We start from the raw sequence: 21,414 nt of genomic DNA on the forward strand, positions 1-21,414 counted from the left end.
CTTGGAGAACTCGCTTTTCGGCAACGACACCGACGCCCCGGGCCTGCGCGAACTCGAACGGATCATCCTCCAGGCGGCGGCCGTGCACTACTCGCCGGTCGGCCGCATGCGGCTGGCCGATACCCTGCGCACGCTGGGCGTCCGCACCCCAGGCGGCCGGGCGGCCCATTACCCGGAGATCAAGCCGCTGATCCTGCAGCTGCTGCAGGAAGGCAAACTGGAGGGCACCGGCAAGGGCCTGCAATGCCCCCGCGACCAGGTCGAGGCGCTGCTGGACCAGGCCATGGAACACGACCGGCTACCGGCGCTGGCCGCCGCGGTAAGATCCAGCGCGAGCGTGTCTTACGACTGGTACGGCCAGCCCATCTACCGGCAGTACGACGAACTGATCCGGGATCTGCGCATCGCGTTGATCCTGGGCAACGACGACCTCGTTCAGGAGTTGCTGACCCAGGCACTCGCCAGCCATATGGAGTCGACCGTCCGCCACCCCCTGCTGCAGGTGGACAGCCGGGGCCATCGTGCGCCCTGGCTCCAGCGGCTGTCGCCCGCGCGGCACCAAACCATACTGCTGACGCTGACCGCGAGTGCCCTGATCCGGATGGAGCCGATCGACACGCTGCAGGAAGACCTGGCCCAGACCCGCTGGATCAACGACGAATGGGCCCTGCACGCGCGGCAGCGACGGGCCGAGTTTGCATTGCTGGCCGGTGACACCGACACGGCGCTGGCCCTCCTAGGCGACAACGAATACCCGTCGACGCTGACACTGCGGGCCTGGGCGGATCTGGTGCGCGGGGACATCGACGCGGCACGGGAAGGATATGCGCGGGCGCTGGCGACGCTGCGCAAGGGCTCGCGCAAGCGCAACCTGTACTTCCACGACCTGGCCGGTACCTTCTCGCTGATCCCGCTGCTGGCCGCGAACGACCTGGAGACGGCTGCCGACCTGGCCACCCGGGCCATCAAGGACCGGGACAATACGCTCGTCGACGTGTATCAGATCTGGCCGCCGCTGATTGCCGTACGGCGCGGGCAGAAGGCCGCGCCTGCCGACGACATCCTCGTCTCGACGCAGCCTGGGCCCCTCCATCTACTGCCGCTGCTGGTATTGTTCTGGATGGACCCGGAAAAGCTGACCCCGTACCTCCCCGAGGCCGAGAGTCTGGCGCACCGGGCACAGGCCGCCGGGATGCACTGGCTCGCCGCACAGATCCAGGCGCTGCTGAACCGCCAGCGCGGAGACGCGCCGGACCCCCTGACCGAAGGCGTGGCACTGGTGGATCTCGTCACGCGGATCGAGCCCTGGGAAGCCACGCTCGATGCCCTGACGGCGCTGGGCGGCGCCCCGAAGGATGCCGACTCGCAGACGACCCGCGACGAGCGCGTCGTCTGGTGGCTCCGGCCCTACCAGGGCCAGCTCCTGATCCAGCCCAAGCTGCAGCGGCGCACACGGCGCGACGGCTGGACGCTGGGCCGCAATATCGCGTTGTCGGCGTTGCACACGGACCAGCTGGACGCGCTGGACGACGACGACCGGCGCGTCTGCGCCGCCATCGTCGAGCAGTATCCCGCCTGGGGCTACGGCGGATCCCGGCTGGAATTCGACCCGACCCGTGCCGCGCTGGCGCTGATCGGCCATCCGCGGCTGTTTCGCTCGGACGAACCGTCCACGGCAGTGGAACTGGTCGCGGCCGTCCCGGCGCTGCGCGTGCGGCGCAGCAAGGGCCGGCTGCGCATGGCGCTGCAGCCGCCGCTGCCGAAAGGCGGCACGCTGCGGATCGTGGAAGAAACGCGCAACCGCTGGCAGGTCGTGCGCTTCGACGACACGCATCGGCAGATCGGCGAACTGCTCGACGGCGGCCTGAACATACCGGTGGAGGCCGAAGAACGGGTACGCGAGGCGATCGCGCGCATCGCGCCGCGCATCGACATTCACTCCGATATCGGCGGCGACGAGGATCTGCCGCGCGTGGACGGCGACACCACGCCCTACCTCGCGCTGATCCCCAGTGGCGACGGACTGACCGCGGAGCTCCGGGTACGCCCCCTGGGTTCAGGCGGCAGCGGCTTCACCCCCGGCCACGGCGGCGCGGAACTCACCGCGGCAGGGAGCGACGGCACGCGCCGCCGGGTGCGCCGCAACCTGACCCAGGAACGGAAGCAGGCCCGCGCCGTGGTCGAGGCCTGCCCGGCGCTCGAAGGCTGGGAGATCGATCCCTTCGTCTGGGGCCTGCCGGAACCGCAGGACTGTCTCGAACTGCTGGAACAGCTGCAGGCGCTTGACGAGCAGGTGACCGTGGAATGGCCGCGCGGCCAGAACCTGAACCTCAGCGCCCGGGCCGACGGTTCCGGGTTCAGCCTGTCGCTGAACCACCGCGGCGACTGGTTCGAGGCCAGCGGCGAACTGCAGGTCAACGAGCACCTCGTGCTCGACCTGCAGCGCCTGCTGGCCCTGCTCGACACCGGCGGCGGCAGCCGCTTCCTGCCGCTGGGCGACGGCCGTTTCCTGGCGCTGACCGAGAACTTCCGCAAGCGCCTGCAGGATCTGCGCGACATCGCCGACAGCGGCGCCCGCAAGCCGCGCTACCACCCGCTCAACGCGCCGGTGCTGGAAGAGATCGCAACAGACTTCGGCCAGTTCCAGGCCGACGCCGCCTGGCACGAACGCCTGCAGCGCCTGCGCAACGCCGACGCAAGCCCGGCCGCCATTCCCGCGACCCTAGAGGCGGAACTGCGCGACTACCAGGTCGACGGCTACCGCTGGCTGATGCGGCTGGCCGCCTGGGGCGTGGGCGCCTGCCTCGCCGACGACATGGGCCTGGGCAAGACCGTTCAGGTACTGGCCGCGCTGGTCGCCCGCGCGCCGCTGGGGCCCAGCGTGGTGATCGCGCCGACCTCGGTCTGCGGCAACTGGCTGAGCGAAGCCCGGCGCTTCGCGCCGACGCTGAACCCGATCGTGTTCGGCAACGGCGACCGGCAGGCGCAGATCCAGGCACTGGGCGCGTTCGACCTGCTGATCGTGAGCTACGGCCTGATGCAGCAGGAAATCGAGTTGCTGAGCGCGCGCGAGGACTGGAACTGCCTGGTGCTGGACGAAGCCCAGGCGATCAAGAACCCGGCGACCCAGCGCGCCCGCGCCGCATTCGGACTGCCGGCCGCGTTCCGGATCGCGACCACCGGCACCCCGGTGGAGAACCATCTGGGGGAACTCTGGAGCCTGTTCCGGTTCCTGAACCCGGGGCTGCTCGGCTCGCGTGAGGCCTTCAACCAGCGCTACGCGCTGCCGATCGAACGCGACCAGAACCACGAAGCGCGCGACCGGCTGCGCCGGCTGGTCCGCCCGTTCATCCTGCGCCGGCTGAAAAGCGCGGTGCTGGAAGAATTGCCGCCGCGCACCGAGATCCAGCTACAGGTGGACCCCAGCCCTCGGGAAACCGCATTCTACGAAGCCTTCCGCCGCCAGATCCTCGAAGGACTCGGCACCGAGATCACCCCGGCACAGCAGGACCGTTTCGAAGTGCTCGCCGCGATCACCCGGCTGCGCCGCGCCGCCTGCCACCCGGAACTGGTCAGCCCCGGCATCGGCATTCCCTGCGGCAAGCTGGCGCTGTTCCTGGAAGTGGTCGAGGAACTGCGCGACGGCCGCCACCGTGCGCTGGTGTTCAGCCAGTTCGTCGATCACCTGAACCTGGTGCGCGCGGCGCTGGACCAACGCGGCATCCCCTACCAATACCTGGATGGCTCCACCCCCGCCAGCGCCCGGGCCGAGCGCGTCGCGGCATTCCAGGGTGGCGCCGGCGACCTGTTCCTGATCAGCCTGAAGGCCGGCGGCACCGGCCTGAACCTGACCGCCGCCGACTACGTGATCCACCTCGACCCCTGGTGGAACCCCGCGGTCGAAGACCAGGCCTCCGACCGCGCCCACCGCATCGGCCAGCAACGCCCGGTGACCGTCTACCGCCTGGTGATGCGCGGCAGCATCGAGGAACGCATCATCGACCTGCACGCCCGCAAGCGCGACCTCGCCGACACCCTGCTCGAAGGCGGCGACGCCAGCGCCCGCCTCGACACCGAAGCGCTGCTAGCGCTGCTGCGCGAGGAACGGGGCTGAGCACACGTACGTGGGGTGGGAATTCGGGCATTTGGACGGCGCCATCGTGATTTCGTTCAAAAGGCTGTAGCGATGACCACACGAACCTGCATGCATTGCGAAACGGGGCAGTTGGCCCTCGACACGCGCACCGTGACAGCCAGCTTGGACGGACTCACCCGGGAGGTGAGCGACGTGCGCGGCTGTTTCTGCGATCAGTGTGGGGAAGTCGAGTTTGCCGACAGTGACAGCGCGTCCCGGTATGCCGCAGCGATGGATGACCTGGTGATCGAGCGCCGGAGGCAGCGAGCCCAGGAAGTCCGCCGAATCCGCACCCGGCTGAAGCTGACCCAGAAAGCAGCCGCCGAGGTCTTCGGCGGTGGCGTGAACGCTTTCAGCCGGTACGAGCGGGGGGAAGTGGATCCGCCCCGAGCCGTGGTGAAGTTTCTGCGGCTGCTGGACCGTCATCCGGAACTGCTGGACGAAGTGAAGCGGGTGTAACGCCGTGTTCCGATCGGGGCGGCAGGTCTTTCCTTTCTCCACCAAACCGTTCACGAGTTATTCTTGGCATTATTTCGGCTCAACCCCTTCGCCGACTACGTGATCCACCTCGACCCCTGGTGGAACCCCGCGGTCGAAGACCAGGCCTCCGACCGCGCCCACCGCATCGGCCAGCAACGCCCGGTCACCGTCTACCGCCTGGTGATGCGCGGCAGCATCGAGGAACGCATCATCGAACTGCACGCCCGCAAGCGCGACCTCGCCGACACCCTGCTCGAAGGCGGCGACGCCAGCGCGAACGATACCCCGAAGCCGGATGTTGTCCGGTACATTTTCTGAGCTGCCTGCGCGGCAGCGAACGTGCGGATCAGTCACACGGAAGGTTCCCTCGTTTTCTGAGCTGCCTGCGCGGCAGCGAACTTCCCGTACGCGAGGCCGCATGAGTTGGGCGGTTTCTGAGCTGCCTGCGCGGCAGCGAACGTACCCGTCCTCGAACGCCTTCGCCGGCGAATTTTCTGAGCTGCCTGCGCGGCAGCGAACGCCGATCACGCCATCCAGGGCGTCGATGAAGTTTTCTGAGCTGCCTGCGCGGCAGCGAACTTTACACGAACGCTGAGATCGACATTCTCAGCTTTCTGAGCTGCCTGCGCGGCAGCGAACCAAGCGATGCGCAATGGTCCGGTGGCGCCGATTTTCTGAGCTGCCTGCGCGGCAGCGAACGATGCGCTCCTCGGTCTCGAGCACCTCCGCGATTTCTGAGCTGCCTGCGCGGCAGCGAACTGGGAGCGCGACCCACGGGCCCTTCGCTTCAGTTTCTGAGCTGCCTGCGCGGCAGCGAACTACGTCTACAACGGGACCGGCGGCACCAGCCATTTCTGAGCTGCCTGCGCGGCAGCGAACTTCTTATGGGCGCAAGGAAGCCCCCTCTGTCAGCATAGAAGTCCGCTGGATTGGACGCAGTAAACTTAACCCTCGAGGGGGCGGAGAGAGCGGATGGAATGCCACGGTACAGCGAAGAGTTCAAAGCCAAGGTGGTCGAGAAGATGATGCCGCCCAATGCCCGGGCGGTGGCCGACGTGCACCGGGAGACGGGGGTGTCGGAACCCACCCTGTATGCCTGGCGCCGGGAGTTCCAGGACCGGGGGCATGCGGTGCCGGCGGATCCGGCGAACCCGGAATCCTGGAGTGGCCGGGACAAGCTCGCGGTGGTGATCGAAACCGCCGCGCTGAATGAGCAGGCGCTCTCGGAGTACTGCCGGTGCAAGGGTCTGTATCCCGAGCAGATCGAGCGCTGGAAGGAAGCGGCCATGGCCGGCAGCGCCGATCCCCAGCGGCTGACCCGGGACGAGCGTGCCGCCTGGCAGCAGGAGAAGAAGCGCGTGCGCGACCTGGAGCGCGAGCTGCGCCGGAAAGAGAAAGCCCTGGCCGAGGCAGCCGCCTTGCTGGTGTTGAAAAAAAAAGCCCAGGCGATCTGGGGGGACGACGAGGACGCATGATCACGCCCGAGACCCGTGCCTTGGCGCTGGACCTGATCGACGAGGCGGTCGCCGCCGGTGCCCGGCTCACCCCGGCCTGTGCGGTCCTCGGCCTGACGCCGCGCACGCTGCGCCGCTGGCGCGCCCTCGCCGGCAGCGACACCGGGCTGGTGGACCGGCGCACCTGCACCCCGCGGGTGCCGGCCAACCGCCTGAGTGCCGAAGAGCAGGAGACGATCCTGACGGTCTGTAACGCGCCGGAGTACCGTAGCCTGCCACCGACCCAGATCGTGCCGCGCCTGGCCGACCAGGGCGTGTACATCGCGTCCGAGGCGAGCTTCTACCGCGTGCTGCGGGCCCATGACCAGGTACAGCGCCGGGGCCGGGCGGCGGCCCCACGGCAGGTGCCCAAACCGGAGGGGGTCTGCGCGACTGCGCCCAATGTTTGCTGGGCGTGGGACATCACCTTCCTGGCCTCTTCGATCCGGGGGCAGTTCTACCGCCTGTACCTGATCGAGGACGTCTTCAGCCGCAAGGTCGTCGGCTGGGAGGTGCACACCGAGGAAAGCGCCGAACACGCCAGTCGCCTGATCGAACGCGCCTGTCTCGCCGAGGGCGTCCATCGCCCGGGCCTGGTGCTGCACTCGGATAATGGCAGCCCCATGAAGGGTGCCACCATGCTCAGCACCTTGCAGCGCCTGGGTGTCGTCCCGTCCTTCAGTCGCCCCTCGGTGAGCGACGACAACCCCTACGCGGAAAGCCTGTTCCGGACCTTGAAATACACGCCGGCCTTTCCGCCTCAGCCGTTTGCCAGCCTCGCCGACGCCCGCGCTTGGGTCGCGCGCTTCGTCCACTGGTACAACGAGGAACATCGCCACAGCAAGATCCGCTTCGTCACCCCCGGCCAGCGTCATCGCGGGGAGGACATCGCGATCCTGGCGCACCGGCACCGGGTGTACCAAGACGCCCAACGCGCCAACCCGACACGCTGGTCGCGGCACACGCGCAACTGGACACCGATCGATCACGTCTGGCTCAACCCACCGAAGGAACATGCCCAAACGCCAGCCCTGATGGTCGCTCAGGCGGCATGAAAAAGCGGACAACTACGTTGACAAACACCGGAAGCGCCAACAAGCATTTCTGAGCTGCCTGCGCGGCAGCGAACTAGTAGAACCTGAATCTGATTGACGAGGTTTTTTTCTGAGCTGCCTGCGCGGCAGCGAACGGCGCGATCACGCCGAACGGCGAGGACAACGATTTCTGAGCTGCCTGCGCGGCAGCGAACGGCGCTGTTCGCCAACGGCGAAGAGGGTGTTTTTTCTGAGCTGCCTGCGCGGCAGCGAACATCGGTGCCACATCATCCCCGCCCGGGGCGTATTTCTGAGCTGCCTGCGCGGCAGCGAACCCGGTGTCGGCGATCCGCGCGCACCTGCACGATTTCTGAGCTGCCTGCGCGGCAGCGAACGAACCTCGGGAGTACAGGCGAGACGAGCTAGATTTCTGAGCTGCCTGCGCGGCAGCGAACGGAAACCGAAATGTTCGGCGGGGTGGCGGGCTTTTCTGAGCTGCCTGCGCGGCAGCGAACCAGTACGCCGGCGGCCCCGTGTTCGTGGGTGTTTTCTGAGCTGCCTGCGCGGCAGCGAACGAGCTCGGCGGCCATCTGCACGCGCTTGCCGATTTCTGAGCTGCCTGCGCGGCAGCGAACTTTTTCTCTTCGCGCCGTTGCGAGATGAATAATTTCTGAGCTGCCTGCGCGGCAGCGAACGGGAGCGGATGAGGGAAGCCGAAGCCGGCAAATTTCTGAGCTGCCTGCGCGGCAGCGAACGGGCTTCGCGCGCTTTTTGACTACCTCTCCGATTTCTGAGCTGCCTGCGCGGCAGCGAACTGGGAAGACTCCGAACTATATTGTGATCACTGCTTTCTGAGCTGCCTGCGCGGCAGCGAACTTTCTCGAGGCGAACATCGACGCGCTCATCGATTTCTGAGCTGCCTGCGCGGCAGCGAACCAAGGGCCCGACGCCCCGGCGAGCGAGGAAGGTTTCTGAGCTGCCTGCGCGGCAGCGAACGATTTCAGCAAAATCGAACTCCTGCTCTCGATTTTCTGAGCTGCCTGCGCGGCAGCGAACGACGCGATCGCCGCCGAATGCCGGCGCGTGATTTTCTGAGCTGCCTGCGCGGCAGCGAACATTTTCGAGAACACCCGCTCTACGGCCTCATGTTTCTGAGCTGCCTGCGCGGCAGCGAACCGGGAGATCGTCGACCAGGTCCAAACGCTGGATTTCTGAGCTGCCTGCGCGGCAGCGAACCTGCACGACGCCGTCCAGGTCGAGCATCTGCATTTCTGAGCTGCCTGCGCGGCAGCGAACGTAATGCAGGGGTAAATCGGCCTTGTGCCGCAGTTTCTGAGCTGCCTGCGCGGCAGCGAACATCCCCGAGGGCATGCGCATCGAATACCTCGATTTCTGAGCTGCCTGCGCGGCAGCGAACCACCAGCACGTTGCGCGCTCCGATCGCGAGCATTTCTGAGCTGCCTGCGCGGCAGCGAACACTTGCCCATGCGCGTTGCGAAGTCATCCTCGTTTCTGAGCTGCCTGCGCGGCAGCGAACGTATGACGAGGCGGTGCGCCGAATTGAGCAGATTTCTGAGCTGCCTGCGCGGCAGCGAACGTCCTGCTGGAAGCGGAGACGGAACGCGTCGATTTCTGAGCTGCCTGCGCGGCAGCGAACGGATACGGCGGTTTTGGGCGGTGCTGGTGGGTTTTCTGAGCTGCCTGCGCGGCAGCGAACCGCGGAGTTGTCCGCCGAACTGAACCGCCTGCTTTCTGAGCTGCCTGCGCGGCAGCGAACTATGAGTGGCTGGAGCCCACCGACCCATCGCATTTCTGAGCTGCCTGCGCGGCAGCGAACCAGAAGGACAAGATTGCTTGGTTCCGCGCGCATTTCTGAGCTGCCTGCGCGGCAGCGAACCTGAAGGGCCGCAATCTCGCGGACCCAGCACGCTTTCTGAGCTGCCTGCGCGGCAGCGAACATCACACTCAAGCCATGCGCGGATCGGCGTATTTTCTGAGCTGCCTGCGCGGCAGCGAACCGTTTCCCGCGCTGCGATCATCCGCCTGGAGCTTTCTGAGCTGCCTGCGCGGCAGCGAACATCTGGTAGGCGTAGAGGAGGCCCCCGCTCATTTTCTGAGCTGCCTGCGCGGCAGCGAACTCCTCGATGCATTCCGGCGGTTCGGGGTCGATTTTCTGAGCTGCCTGCGCGGCAGCGAACTTCGAGGTCTTCGACTTCCTGCACGTCGAGCATTTCTGAGCTGCCTGCGCGGCAGCGAACTTTTACGCACACATCACGGGCGACGCCTACAATTTCTGAGCTGCCTGCGCGGCAGCGAACGTTGCTCCGGTTGGCCGGCGGCTACGGCCTTCTTTCTGAGCTGCCTGCGCGGCAGCGAACAGCGCCGCCCGGGCCGCCGCGCAGATCCACCATTTCTGAGCTGCCTGCGCGGCAGCGAACCCGATCTGTGCTGGTGCACACGTCTACTCACGTTTCTGAGCTGCCTGCGCGGCAGCGAACTGAAAATTATTTTTTGTCTGCGTGTAACGCATTTTCTGAGCCGCCTGCGCGGCAGCGAACCTGATGCCCGGCATCTGCCTGACCGACAGCCATTTCTGAGCTGCCTGCGCGGCAGCGAACACGGTGGCCATGCAGCGCGCGCAAACGGTGGTTTTCTGAGCTGCCTGCGCGGCAGCGAACGTCACCGGGTCATAGCGGCCGCTGCGCCACCATTTCTGAGCTGCCTGCGCGGCAGCGAACGGGTCGGCGTGCCGCTGGCCGCCTCGGCCCGGTTTCTGAGCTGCCTGCGCGGCAGCGAACCCGAACATCTGAGATGGACACTGCATTCTCGTTTTCTGAGCTGCCTGCGCGGCAGCGAACACCACGCGCGCGACCGTGGTGCATCGGGGCGATTTCTGAGCTGCCTGCGCGGCAGCGAACCCGCGCATCGACGCGCTGCAGGTTCGGCAGGATTTCTGAGCTGCCTGCGCGGCAGCGAACGTCACCGGGTCATAGCGGCCGCTGCGCCACCATTTCTGAGCTGCCTGCGCGGCAGCGAACAGCGAGCCCCGCCACGACGTTTCTCGGCTGGTTTTCTGAGCTGCCTGCGCGGCAGCGAACCTGGTGATTCCGCCGGGCCCGGACCCGGCAACTTTCTGAGCTGCCTGCGCGGCAGCGAACGAGGCGGAGTTCTCCGCCCGGCAGAACGAGCTTTTCTGAGCTGCCTGCGCGGCAGCGAACCTGGAAGCGGTCGCCCTTGAGGCGCAGCACGCGTTTCTGAGCTGCCTGCGCGGCAGCGAACGTGCTCGAGGCTCACGGCTCGGCTCAGGCCCATTTCTGAGCTGCCTGCGCGGCAGCGAACATCGAAGGGGTTTCGGATCGCGCATCGGAAATTTTCTGAGCTGCCTGCGCGGCAGCGAACCACGGACCCGGGGTGCTGGGGCGCTTCGAGCTTTTCTGAGCTGCCTGCGCGGCAGCGAACCAGCAGCGCACCGCGCAGCAACTCCTCGATGATTTCTGAGCTGCCTGCGCGGCAGCGAACTCGCGCCGTGGGATCCCACCGCGCCCCTTCGTTTTCTGAGCTGCCTGCGCGGCAGCGAACAACACCCGGACGCAAAGCAGGCGGACGCTACATTTTCTGAGCTGCCTGCGCGGCAGCGAACCTTGTGCGGCGCATGCAGTACTCCTGACTTAGTTTCTGAGCTGCCTGCGCGGCAGCGAACAGTTCCTCCGCTCGCAAGGACAATATGCCCGATTTCTGAGCTGCCTGCGCGGCAGCGAACATGATGCGCACGCGATCGCCCCACAACAGCATTTTCTGAGCTGCCTGCGCGGCAGCGAACGCCGCTCGGGGTGCAGGCGGAACCAGGCGTGTTTCTGAGCTGCCTGCGCGGCAGCGAACCGGTAAAGGCCCTGCTCGACGGCCTCCGCGAATTTCTGAGCTGCCTGCGCGGCAGCGAACGGGATGATCACGCGGGCCTTGTCGCCGTCCTGTTTCTGAGCTGCCTGCGCGGCAGCGAACGGATTGCTCGAGCTCGGACCAGATGCCCCGGATTTCTGAGCTGCCTGCGCGGCAGCGAACGTCGGTGTAGTTCTCGACGAATTCGGCGGAGATTTCTGAGCTGCCTGCGCGGCAGCGAACTTCTGCCCCGATCAGGGCGACTCGACGACGTATTTCTGAGCTGCCTGCGCGGCAGCGAACCTCGAGCATCGTCAGATGCGCCGTGGCGGTCATTTCTGAGCTGCCTGCGCGGCAGCGAACGAATGCGTCGTCGTAGCTCAGTCCCTCACTGATTTCTGAGCTGCCTGCGCGGCAGCGAACCGTTGTTCGGGAGCAGTTCGCTTGCCCGGCCATTTCTGAGCTGCCTGCGCGGCAGCGAACCCGTTCGCACAAGTGCAGCCGTCCTCCGTGGTTTTCTGAGCTGCCTGCGCGGCAGCGAACGCCGAGGTATCCCGCCGACTCAAGGCGCTGAATTTCTGAGCTGCCTGCGCGGCAGCGAACATATCAGCGCCACAACGATGAAGCGGGTTGCATTTCTGAGCTGCCTGCGCGGCAGCGAACCGCTTGCGTGGACGCCGGCCAGCAGCGACAGCTTTCTGAGCTGCCTGCGCGGCAGCGAACCGGATCAGAACTGCGGCTGGCGGCCCGTCTTCTTTCTGAGCTGCCTGCGCGGCAGCGAACGGCGATCTGGCTCTTGAGTTTCGGCGGTACAATTTCTGAGCTGCCTGCGCGGCAGCGAACCCGGCCTAACCCCTACCGAGGGCGCTCCTGGATTTCTGAGCTGCCTGCGCGGCAGCGAACCACGACGTGCGTTGTGTGCTTGGCGGGCACGATTTCTGAGCTGCCTGCGCGGCAGCGAACCCACTCCCAGGGCAAGCTTGGGTAGCGCGGCATTTCTGAGCTGCCTGCGCGGCAGCGAACGACTGAAGCTGCGCGTGGTGTCCACCCCCAACTTTCTGAGCTGCCTGCGCGGCAGCGAACTGGCCCGGTGTGTATCGCCACGTAGTGCGCCATTTCTGAGCTGCCTGCGCGGCAGCGAACGCCCGGCGCATCCGCGAGCTCAAGCAGCTCATTTTCTGAGCTGCCTGCGCGGCAGCGAACGGCGCGCAGATAGCGGGGTTCGAGCTCGTGCATTTCTGAGCTGCCTGCGCGGCAGCGAATAAAGGATATGCCCGCCATCAGGCGGAGTACGTTTTCTGAGCTGCCTGCGCGGCAGCGAACGGTGGCGCCGGCCTGGGCCTGGGCGAGCGACATTTCTGAGCTGCCTGCGCGGCAGCGAACGCGGTCCCCAGCATCCTGGCCGACCGCCTGATTTTCTGAGCTGCCTGCGCGGCAGCGAACGTGCGACTCATCCGCAAGCACTTCCCCGACCATTTCTGAGCTGCCTGCGCGGCAGCGAACAACTCAGCGCGACGACGCGGCGCCCGGTGTTGTTTCTGAGCTGCCTGCGCGGCAGCGAACGCGGGGTTCGAGCTCGTGCAGGATGCGCCGCGTTTCTGAGCTGCCTGCGCGGCAGCGAACAATGCATGATCTGCTAGTTTCACGAATCATATTTTCTGAGCTGCCTGCGCGGCAGCGAACCGCTGGAGCAGGGCGCTCGCACTCGCCCAGCATTTCTGAGCTGCCTGCGCGGCAGCGAACAGCCTCGTGCAATCCGAGCTGTTCCAGGCCATTTTCTGAGCTGCCTGCGCGGCAGCGAACTAGCGCTCTACTTCTCTATATTCCTGATTGTTAAAGAATAAATCGGCTCACTGCACGTTTCACCCAATTGGGCCCATAGGATTATAACGTGTTGATTTTTCAAGCGCCCGCTGAGCCACTTGGAAAAAAGGGTCAAAACCACGGAATGGTGGCGTCCCGGCTGATCCCGTAGCTGTTGAACGCGCCCACCACGGGGCGAGCCTGGACTGGTTCGTGCTCGATGAAAAGGCTGAAGCGCTGGCCGGAGCTGCTGCTGTACACGGTGAGGAACGGGGTCTTCACCTTGCGAGCAACGGTGTCCGGGATACGCTCACGGGCCTCTTCGTGGGTTTCTCCGTGTCGGCGCATGCGCCGTCGTCGAAGCCGTTCGACGTTGGTCTTGTATTGCCGGCGGCGGACGCCTCTGTGCGAGACTTCGGCCGGGATCGCGCGAAGAGGGGCGATTTCCAGTTGGCCCCGCATACCGCCCAGCCATTCCTCCTGCATCAGTGTTTCGATGCGCTCTTGGGTTCCATGGACTCGCAATCGGTTCCCAAGAGGCGGAGCTTTCTCAAAATCCGGGAGGCTGATACCGATATCGTCAGCTTCCAGGACTACCAGCCGACGATGAAGCTTGCTGACCAGCGCTCCGAGCAAGGTGGTTTCTCTGAACTCGGGGTCTGGAAGCACGGTGAAGTCCAGATAGTGGTCCATGATTCAGTCCGCCTTTTCGCCAAACACACCGCCGCGAACGATAGTTGCGAGCACGAAATGCTGCTGCTCTTCCGCGGGTTCCTGGTCCTTGAGAATCCAGTTGTCGAGCAGCGAGTAGAAATCCGCCTTTTCCTTGGGCTGGCGGAATGCCGTGCCTTGGGTGGTCACCGAACCATAAGGCTCGACAGCAATCGGTCCCGTTCCGCGTTCGGTAGCCGCCGGGTACCAGGTGTCGATGGTGCGGATGGCGTTGCCAAGCTTCTGGGAATGGATCCCTGCGATCTGGTCGACAGTGTAGAGGGTCTTGCTCTTGTTGCCCTGCCCACGATCAAGAATCAACTCCTGCGAGGGGAACACCTCCTGGCCGGCACCCATGCGCGCGAACGCCGTGACTTCCAGCAACACGAAGCTTTCGCCCGCCAGCCCCTGGCGGATGACCTCCGCGAGTCCCTGAAGATCCGTTTCCGCATCTCCTTGTGCCGTGAATTCTCGCAGCGGAATATCCAATGCGTTGAAGGCCCAGGTTTGCGTCGTTGCGCCGTTTTCCTTGCGTTCGACGCGAACCTCGACAGCCTCGGCGCCCATGCGATTGCGCCACAGGAATCGGGCATTGGCGATGTTCTGCGCATATCGGCGCGCCAACGTGGTGAAACCATGTCTATCCACGTAGCCGCTGACCACGCTTTCAAGCTTCGCCTGGTACGGTGCGCTGTTACAGGCCGACGGTTTACCCGTTCCACCCAACACCTTCAGCGTGAACCGCGCCATCAAGGTGTCCCGATCGTTGGGCAGCATTGCGACATCGACTGTCTGCAGGTTGGGGTTCTGAATCGCCGCGTCCAGCTTGGCGGGGTCCTGCTTGTTGGCCTTGAGCCGGTTGGAGATGGTGCCGCGCACGGATTTTTCCCGTACCGGAATGGCGATCCATTGGTCGGGATTGTCCCTGTCGGACCACTGTCCGGAATAGAGCAATCCGTCGGAGGGGTCGAGCTTGCGTTCGAAGGCAAGGACGGAAGCAGTGTGGAGTTCGGTGTTCTTGGCCATGTCGGGTTCCTCCCTGGTCAGGCGTAAACGTTGGGTTCGTAGTCATTGCGAAGACGATACCGGCCATTGTCCGGATCGCTCTCCGGGTACCACAGAAGTTGTTTAGGGCTTGTCAGCCGATGCGGGCCAATCCACTGGCCGATCGAATAAAGGCTTTCGACGAACCGGAACGGGGTTTCGGCATCCCGGGCAGCAGCGACGGTACCCGGATCATGCAGCGGCCCAAGTGCGCCATAACCCACGGGAATCGGCACGAGCCAGCCCGCCGGGCGGCGTGGTTCCCAATGAACCGTAGGTTCTTTTCCGGTACCTGCTGACTCTTCCAGATGGCATTCCATATTGAGCCGGGACAGATCCAGCCAGGCATCCAGCAACGTGGAGTCGCCGTTCTTTTCACGCAACATTTTCCAGTGGCTTTGCAGCAGGTCGTCGCGAGCAACCAGCGCGAATCCGGGAAGCCATTGCCGAAGCAGTTTCCGGTATTCTTTCGGACGCGCCTCCGCATCCTCGGTCACCGGGATGATTCGCGTGATGCGACGGCGCGGGTTGCGGGTGGGCTGTACCGTGCCGCCCGCAATGCGCAGGGTGTGGACGAGTTCCTCGATCTGACGCGTCACTTGCTCATTTTCGGGACTCTGACAGGCATCCCCGCGCACGCTGAATACGAGGGTGATTTCCAGGTGAGTCCGACCCTCTTCGACGATGGCCGCTGGTCGATTCGACTGGACATCACGCTTGCTCTGAAATATTGGATTGCGAGTCAGCCGGAACGTACGCGGAAATGTCGCTGTGGAGATTTGCGGCTCGTGACGGTGGCAAATAACACCCACCGAGTCGAAGAGGATCGCGACATCACGGTCAGCCAGTTTCCGTTCCAAGGTGTGCATCAGTCCCACGAAGGCTGTCATCGCGGGAAAGCCCCAGGTCAGCGGACTGGAGATCGCATTAGCGTTCTGCACCCGCAATCGCGGGATTTCGAGTAGGTAATTTGGCTCTTCAAGCATGCAGGAGCACCTCGCGCAGAGAGTCCTTCCAGTGAAGGTATTCCGGGTCACCAACGGGCAGTTGGTGCTCTAACCTTCCGTTCAGCCAGTTACCGAAACCGTGGCTGACTTCATCCACCCATTCCTCGTTCTCGCGTTCGCTGGCGAAGTCCGGGTCGATATCGGCTCGGCGTGGGTCGAGCCACAAGGCTTCAAACCTGTCCAGCCGGCAATCCGGAGCGGCGCTCCATCCCGGTTCCAGGGTGTGCAGCTCGGCCGCATACAGGAGGAGTTCATCCACCAGCTCATGGAGATATTTGTCGCGTCGCTGCCGTGTCGTGACGTTTGGCAGCGGGTTCGTCGCAAGAAAGCGCTTGAGCGCGTGGACCGCCTGCCGAACACCTGGCCGGCGTCCGAAGGAAGACCGGGAAAACACGGAGCCAACGAATAGCGGTGGCCTGAGGTCACGGTTGGCCCAGTTGGGCGGCAGCGACGCGAGCAGGTAATTGGTGCCGTGCCGTTCGAGGTTGAGCTGTGAAACGTTCTGAGGCTTGGTTCCGCCCAGCTTCTGGACAGCGAGATTCGGGTACTCGTGAAAACCCGTTTCACTGTATTCCCCTTCACGCCGCGCCTTGCGTGCCGCCTTTGCTTCCTCCGAAAACCGGTGGTCATTAATGGTTTGGTACACCACATGGGCGAGTGAAGTCGCGTACAGCGGTGCGAGCAGGTGAAAGTCCGTGTCTACAGTCGGGTCCCCACCCGCAAGCCAGTACACCTGTTTTGCCCGGGTGTGACTGGCCTCGCTGCCGCGTGGCTGCGCGACAGTGGCAAAGGCGTGCATCCACTCCAGGCCCTGCTCGTGATCGTCGCTGAACGCAGCAGCCAATGCGTCATCATCAGCCAGCACGCGACTCAGCAGTGTTCTGTCATCATGCTCCAGTTTCAGGAGGGTGTAGACATCAAGATGAGCGGCATCCGCTACCGTAACGTCCTTAGGAAAACCAGCGGACAGGACGTGACTGCCGACCTCGGGCTGGTCTTTCAGACTCGTGGGTAGGCAATAGAGACTTGTGGCTCCCTTAATGGCGGGATGGGTGGCTTTTATGATATGCGTTGCGAGCTGCAACGAGTTCACGCGTTGAGCAGCTTTCGATAGCCAATTCTTGCGTTGGTATTGCTGCTGCAACGCCAGGTACTTAGGGTCTTCGGGTCTAATATCTTTTAGTTTGGGCTGAAGACGCTCCTCCAGGAACGTATCGATCAGCGTTCGAAGGGCAGTGACCTCTGCATCCGACATGTCTGATTACTCCTTCGACGGTCAGTCTGTGAATTGTAATGTTCTGGCGAAAGACGGGCGTTCGGTGCGAGGCCCGAGGTGGTCAATTGGCGATTTCTTTACCCCGATCCGCGTGACGCAAACCCCAGCGCGTCGTGGTAGCTCCAGCCGTTATCGCGCTCCGGCACCGACACGGTGCCGAAGCGGCGGGCACAGTGCTCCAGCGGCATGTCCAATTGCTCGGCGAGATCGGCCAGCGCATCCATGTACGGGCGGGTAATCCATGCGCCTGCACGAGGCCCGATTACGGCCTCGAGGTTATGGCGCTGCATGAGGCTTTTCTCGACGTCGATGTAGACCGATTGGCCCCGGCTACCGGGTTCCCGGTGGATTTTCTGCAGCACCCACTCTTCTTCCGCTTCGTCCGGCATCAGGACGAGATCGACTTCGTTCTGGCCGGTTTGATCGCGAAATCGCTGCACTTTCTGCAAGGTGCCGCTTAGCGTCGCGCGCGGAAGCTGATACCACGAGGCCGCGTTCAGGCGCGGAGTCGGTGGCGATTTCATGGCCCGGAGTTCGCGCGGAGAAAGGGTTTTCTGGGCAGACTCTCGGGGCAACAAGGTATCGCGCAGGCGGGCGTGTTCCAGATCCACCAGACGTTTCGCCGGCTCGAGGGGCTGCGGTTCGATGATCCGGGGCCGCGAATCGATAGTGGCGTATTCCTCCGGGCGGAGAAGTTCGCCAAGATCATGGCTGCGGAGCATCCATTCCTCACTCTCGAATCCGGGGCGGCAGTATGCGGGCTGGCCACGCCGTTCAAGCGCTTTCAGGTTGAAGTTCGGCAGGACGAGGTTGGGACCCTTGTCGGTCGGTTCGCGGTGCCGCCGGACGCGACCGGCAAGCTGGATGATCGAGCGCATCGACGAAGGTTCGACGACCGCCCAGTCGTAGTCGTGGTCGCGCCCGACCTCGGTCACGGGGGAGCCGATCACGATGAACAACTGGTCCGGCTCCGGCGCGGCATCGATACGATGGCGGACAACGGGCAGTTCGAATACCGCCTCGGGATGCTTCCGGTTGAGGATTCGGTCCAGGTTCCGTTCGATCTCCGAGCGCATCAGCAGCGGGAAACGGGAGTGATACACGCAAAGGTGAAAGCGATGTCCCTCCGGGGCGCCGTCCCGAAACAGGGTTTGCGCGACGGCAATCAGCGGCTCGATATTGGCCATGCGGATCAGGCCGAAACTGACCCGTTTCCCGCTTGCGGGGTCCACGCTGCAATGCCGTCGGTGCAGTTCCAGTGCATGGCCGCGTAGCTGCCGGGCGTATTCCTGCCGGATTTCTTCCTGCGACCCAGTGCGGGAGATGGGTAGCGGAGCCAGTTCGGCACTGCGCCGAGGCTGCTCCGTCGCCAGGTGTTTCTGGCGGCCTTGCACAAACCGCCCGTGTGCTGCCGCAAGCTCGGGGCCGTCCGCGCAGTCTTGCGCCAGCTTTCCGTATTCATCGAACCACGCGCAGACGATGTTGACCGGCTGGCCCGGCTCGCCACGGTTGCGCTGGAATTCGGCGCGGCCTTCCCGGTAGGCCAGAAACAAGCCTTCCACCAGCGCCGGCGCCAGCGTTGCCGAGGACAACAGAACCCGTGAACCGAGCATGCCCGCCCAGTGCACCAGGCGGGTGAGTGCTGGCAAATCCTCCAGAGGAAAGTCGTCGATCTCGTCCAGTACCAGATCACTGCTCATCAAGCGCAGCATGGGTGCGATCTGCCGCCCACCGCGCACGCTCTCGGTGGCCGGAGTCAGGTGATCGACGGTGCAAGCGAGGATCGGGGCGGCGATCAGTGAGCGTATCGCCGGGTCGTGCCGCAGGTGCTTCAGAACCGGATGGTTGCCGAAGTCACCTTCGTAGAAGACGTGTCCGTCCTCGTCCATGAGGTCCTGTGCTGACGCCGAGCCGTGGCGCTCCGCCTGTTCCTCGAAGTGCTCGAAGAGGATGCGGTTGGCGGTACCGCCGACCCGGATGGCGAGTTCGTCGTCCCCGAGGTGCATCAACTCCCGGAAAGCCTGCCCGGTCTGCAAGGTCAGCGTTCGCAGACCCAGCGCGATGGAAAAGCGGGTGCCCTGTTCCGGATTGGCCAGGGCATACAGGATGCGACCGTTGGCGAGGGTCTTCCCTCTTCCGGTCGAAGCCATGTTCACCCCGAAAAACCCCTGGGCGGTCGTGCGTTCGCGCAGCGACGCGGCGAGATCGAAAACGCTGTTCTGCCACTGGAAGCGCGGGTCCGCCGTACGCTTGCGGAATCCCTTGTGACGGGCGAGGCGCGGGAGATGTCGCTCAATCCCCGGCAGGGAACGGGTAATGGCACGCGCGATGGCCTCGACGCCGATCAGATGTTCATCGAGGGGTTGGTTCAGTTGTCGGGTCGCTCGGTTCGTGTTGGCATACAAACCGTATCCGGGTTCGCCCTTCACTCGATCCTTGGGGTAGGTGAGGCTGGAATAGTGGTGGTCGGCCAGCATCAGGCTCATGCGCGCCAGGTGCATCACGTATGGATTGTCGAGCCAGGCAGCCGGCATGCTGGGCAGTCGCCCCAGGAGCCGCTCCGCCAGGTTGCGGGCGCGAGCGCGCCACTTGGCAGTGACTACGGGCAGAGGGTGATCGAACCGCCAATACGGCTGCAGCTCTTTGGGTGCGGTTTCGCTGGGGCATTCATTCCAATTCGGCGTAATGATCTCGGGCAACCCCGTGAGCCGCTCGGCCCGAAAGCCGGTGATGCTTCCTGTGGGGCGACCTTTATCGCCGGGCAGCAATGGTAGCCGGTGATGAGTCAGGACCAGCCAACCCACTGCGGCCGCGAGTGGCGGTAGTGTCCGGAATGGTGATTCGAGCCCTTCGACCAGGCCATCCTTCAGGAGTGCAGCGGTCCATGCCTGATCGTCATCGGCGGGAAGATCCTTCAGCCGTTCCAGCCAGCCACGATCATCGTCGTTGCCAACAAAGGCCTGGAACAGGCGCAGACTGATCCATTCGTGGCGGTATTGGTTCCGGCCGAGCTTCCCTTCCGCGATCAGGCGCCGCTGGAACGCAACGCACGCCTTGCCGAGATCGTGCAGCAGAGCGGCCAGGCTGCTCAGCAGCCGGATATCCTCGCCGGTATGCCAGTCGTTTTCGTCGCCGCGACGCAGCACATCGCGTGCGGTGGTATTCGTGGGTACCGCACCACGCAAGTTGAATCGGCTGGCATTGCCGACAATCCAGAGCAACTCGCTGCGATCACGACCGCGTATCCAGTGACAGGCCACCGCCGTGTTGCGCCGCGCGGACTGGCGCAGCAGCTTTCGGAGCATGTCCAGACCGGCCTGGGTAATCGAGGTCTGCCAGGTGCGTTCTCCGCGCCGCTCGGCGAACTGGTCCAGTATGCGGCGCGTCTCCTTGAGTGCGTTCTTGTTGCACTGAGAAACGAGGAGAACGTTCACTGCCTGCTGCTCGTCATCGCCAGCGCGGTGGCCTTCACAGTGTCGATCATGAAGTCGAGGGCTTCGGTGCGGGTGAGTTGTTCAATGCAGGCCTGTCGGAATTCCTGTTCCTCATCGCCCCGCACCGCCGACACGAAGGCCTGGGGCAGAATCACCGCATCCTTGACGAGATCAGCGACGTCGAAAACCAGACCCCCGCGCCGGGTCTTGCCATGCAGTACCGATAACCCGTGGGGGATGCCCAGCACCCAGGTTGCCGTCGCCCCGAGGCCGTAGGCCAGATAGTTGCCGTGATCAAGAAACCGATTGGCCGGGTCGGTTCCACCGCCATGTTTCGCGCGGGAAAAATCACCGTAGCCGGTTGCCAGACAAGCGAGCCTGAACAGCTTCTTGGTGAGACGCGCCTCCTCGGTCAGGAGATCGGTGTTATCCCTCGCTGCCTCAACCGCGCGGCGCGAGGCATCGAGCGCGCTGGCAAGTTCGTCGGCAGGCACCACAAAGTCCTCCTCCCTGAGGTCCCGGTTGTTGTTCCAGTGTTGCGCGATTCGCTGTAGACGGGCTTGCTGAAAGGCCTTCGCCGCTTGCAGCCGGAGGGTATCGTCGAACCAGAACCCAACCCAGGACCGCAGATACTCGGTTGGCCGATACTCGCTTTGCGGGGACAGCCACGCGACTTCAACGGTAAGCTCGGTCGCGCTGAACAACGGCGTGCCACCACCGCCGCAGAACCCGAGCATCACGCCGGCCTTGGCGAGTTCGCGCACCGCGGCTTGCGTGATCGACGTTCCAGTGCCCAATAGCACGGTCGTGGTGTTGGCGATCGGGATGTTCCAGTAGAAGGACTCTTTCCCTTGCTCGGTCACGTATTCGACGCGACCACCCTTCACCAGTACCCGACAGTGCTCAAGGTAGTACAGATTCGCTCTTTTCGAGTGAAGAATCGTCTTCAATGACGACGGCTGTATCGGTTCCATATCCTTTGCCCACCGACTGCGGATCCAGCATCAATATCGCGGTACTCTGCAAGACGTGCGCCCAACCATACCACCCCCACTGGCTCAGAGAGTGAGCCAGTGACGACTACTCGACAGTGCGAATGGCCGGGGGGCAGGATCACGAGG

9 protein-coding genes, 1 pseudogene and 2 CRISPR repeat arrays are annotated in these 21,414 nt (G+C 64.3%); of the genes and pseudogenes, 4 read left to right on the forward strand and 6 right to left on the reverse strand.

Features of this window, described 5'->3' with window-relative positions; genetic code table 11:
* Position 1 precedes the first annotated feature (1 nt).
* From THITH_RS13310 to THITH_RS13325, 4 genes and pseudogenes are all read left to right on the forward strand, one after another.
* On the forward strand, positions 2 to 4,114 hold the full coding sequence (locus tag THITH_RS13310) for a DEAD/DEAH box helicase (RefSeq protein ID WP_006748934.1): 4,113 nt from the start codon (positions 2 to 4) through the stop codon (positions 4,112 to 4,114).
* A gap of 72 nt (positions 4,115 to 4,186) precedes the next feature.
* Positions 4,187 to 4,594 (forward strand): type II toxin-antitoxin system MqsA family antitoxin, encoded by a 408-nt coding sequence (locus THITH_RS13315; protein WP_006748935.1) that lies wholly within the window; start codon positions 4,187 to 4,189, stop codon positions 4,592 to 4,594.
* 90 nt (positions 4,595 to 4,684) lie between these two features.
* A pseudogene (locus THITH_RS19765) lies at positions 4,685 to 4,891 on the forward strand (helicase-related protein); the annotation flags it as partial.
* Between the two features lie 35 nt (positions 4,892 to 4,926).
* Positions 4,927 to 5,494: a CRISPR direct-repeat array (repeat unit 28 nt; unit sequence TTTCTGAGCTGCCTGCGCGGCAGCGAAC).
* Between the two features lie 98 nt (positions 5,495 to 5,592).
* Positions 5,593 to 7,163 (forward strand): IS3 family transposase gene (locus THITH_RS13325; protein WP_408645271.1). Its coding sequence is split into 2 segments (ribosomal slippage): positions 5,593 to 6,055 and positions 6,055 to 7,163, totalling 1,572 coding nucleotides; the frame shifts between segments, so codons are not numbered across the junction.
* Between the two features lie 46 nt (positions 7,164 to 7,209).
* Positions 7,210 to 12,821: a CRISPR direct-repeat array (repeat unit 28 nt; unit sequence TTTCTGAGCTGCCTGCGCGGCAGCGAAC).
* A gap of 132 nt (positions 12,822 to 12,953) precedes the next feature.
* Here the strand turns inward: THITH_RS13325 and cas6f are convergent.
* The 6 genes from cas6f to cas1f all read right to left on the reverse strand — a co-directional run bounded on the left by cas6f (position 12,954) and on the right by cas1f (position 21,267).
* Positions 12,954 to 13,514: a type I-F CRISPR-associated endoribonuclease Cas6/Csy4 gene (gene cas6f / locus THITH_RS13330; protein WP_006748942.1), complete on the reverse strand. Its 561-nt coding sequence runs from the start codon at positions 13,512 to 13,514 to the stop codon at positions 12,954 to 12,956.
* A 3-nt stretch (positions 13,515 to 13,517) separates the two neighbouring features.
* On the reverse strand, positions 13,518 to 14,558 hold the full coding sequence (gene csy3 / locus THITH_RS13335; RefSeq protein WP_006748943.1) for a type I-F CRISPR-associated protein Csy3: 1,041 nt from the start codon (positions 14,556 to 14,558) through the stop codon (positions 13,518 to 13,520).
* A gap of 17 nt (positions 14,559 to 14,575) precedes the next feature.
* On the reverse strand, positions 14,576 to 15,562 hold the full coding sequence (gene csy2 / locus THITH_RS13340; RefSeq protein ID WP_006748944.1) for a type I-F CRISPR-associated protein Csy2: 987 nt from the start codon (positions 15,560 to 15,562) through the stop codon (positions 14,576 to 14,578).
* Positions 15,555 to 16,838, reverse strand: coding sequence for a type I-F CRISPR-associated protein Csy1 (csy1, locus tag THITH_RS13345; protein WP_006748945.1), 1,284 nt, complete (start codon positions 16,836 to 16,838; stop codon positions 15,555 to 15,557). Before csy1 ends, csy2 begins: the two co-directional genes overlap by 8 nt.
* A 98-nt stretch (positions 16,839 to 16,936) precedes the next feature.
* A complete protein-coding gene (gene cas3f, locus THITH_RS13350) occupies positions 16,937 to 20,293 on the reverse strand; it encodes a type I-F CRISPR-associated helicase Cas3f (protein ID WP_006748946.1) in 3,357 nt (1,118 codons plus the stop codon).
* Complete coding sequence (gene cas1f / locus THITH_RS13355) at positions 20,290 to 21,267, reverse strand: type I-F CRISPR-associated endonuclease Cas1f (RefSeq protein WP_006748947.1); 978 nt, start codon at positions 21,265 to 21,267, stop codon at positions 20,290 to 20,292. Before cas1f ends, cas3f begins: the two co-directional genes overlap by 4 nt.
* Positions 21,268 to 21,414: the final 147 nt, after the last annotated feature.

The sequence above is a fragment of the Thioalkalivibrio paradoxus ARh 1 genome, assembly GCF_000227685.2.
In the GTDB taxonomy this organism is placed as follows: Bacteria; Pseudomonadota; Gammaproteobacteria; order Ectothiorhodospirales; family Ectothiorhodospiraceae; genus Thioalkalivibrio; species Thioalkalivibrio paradoxus.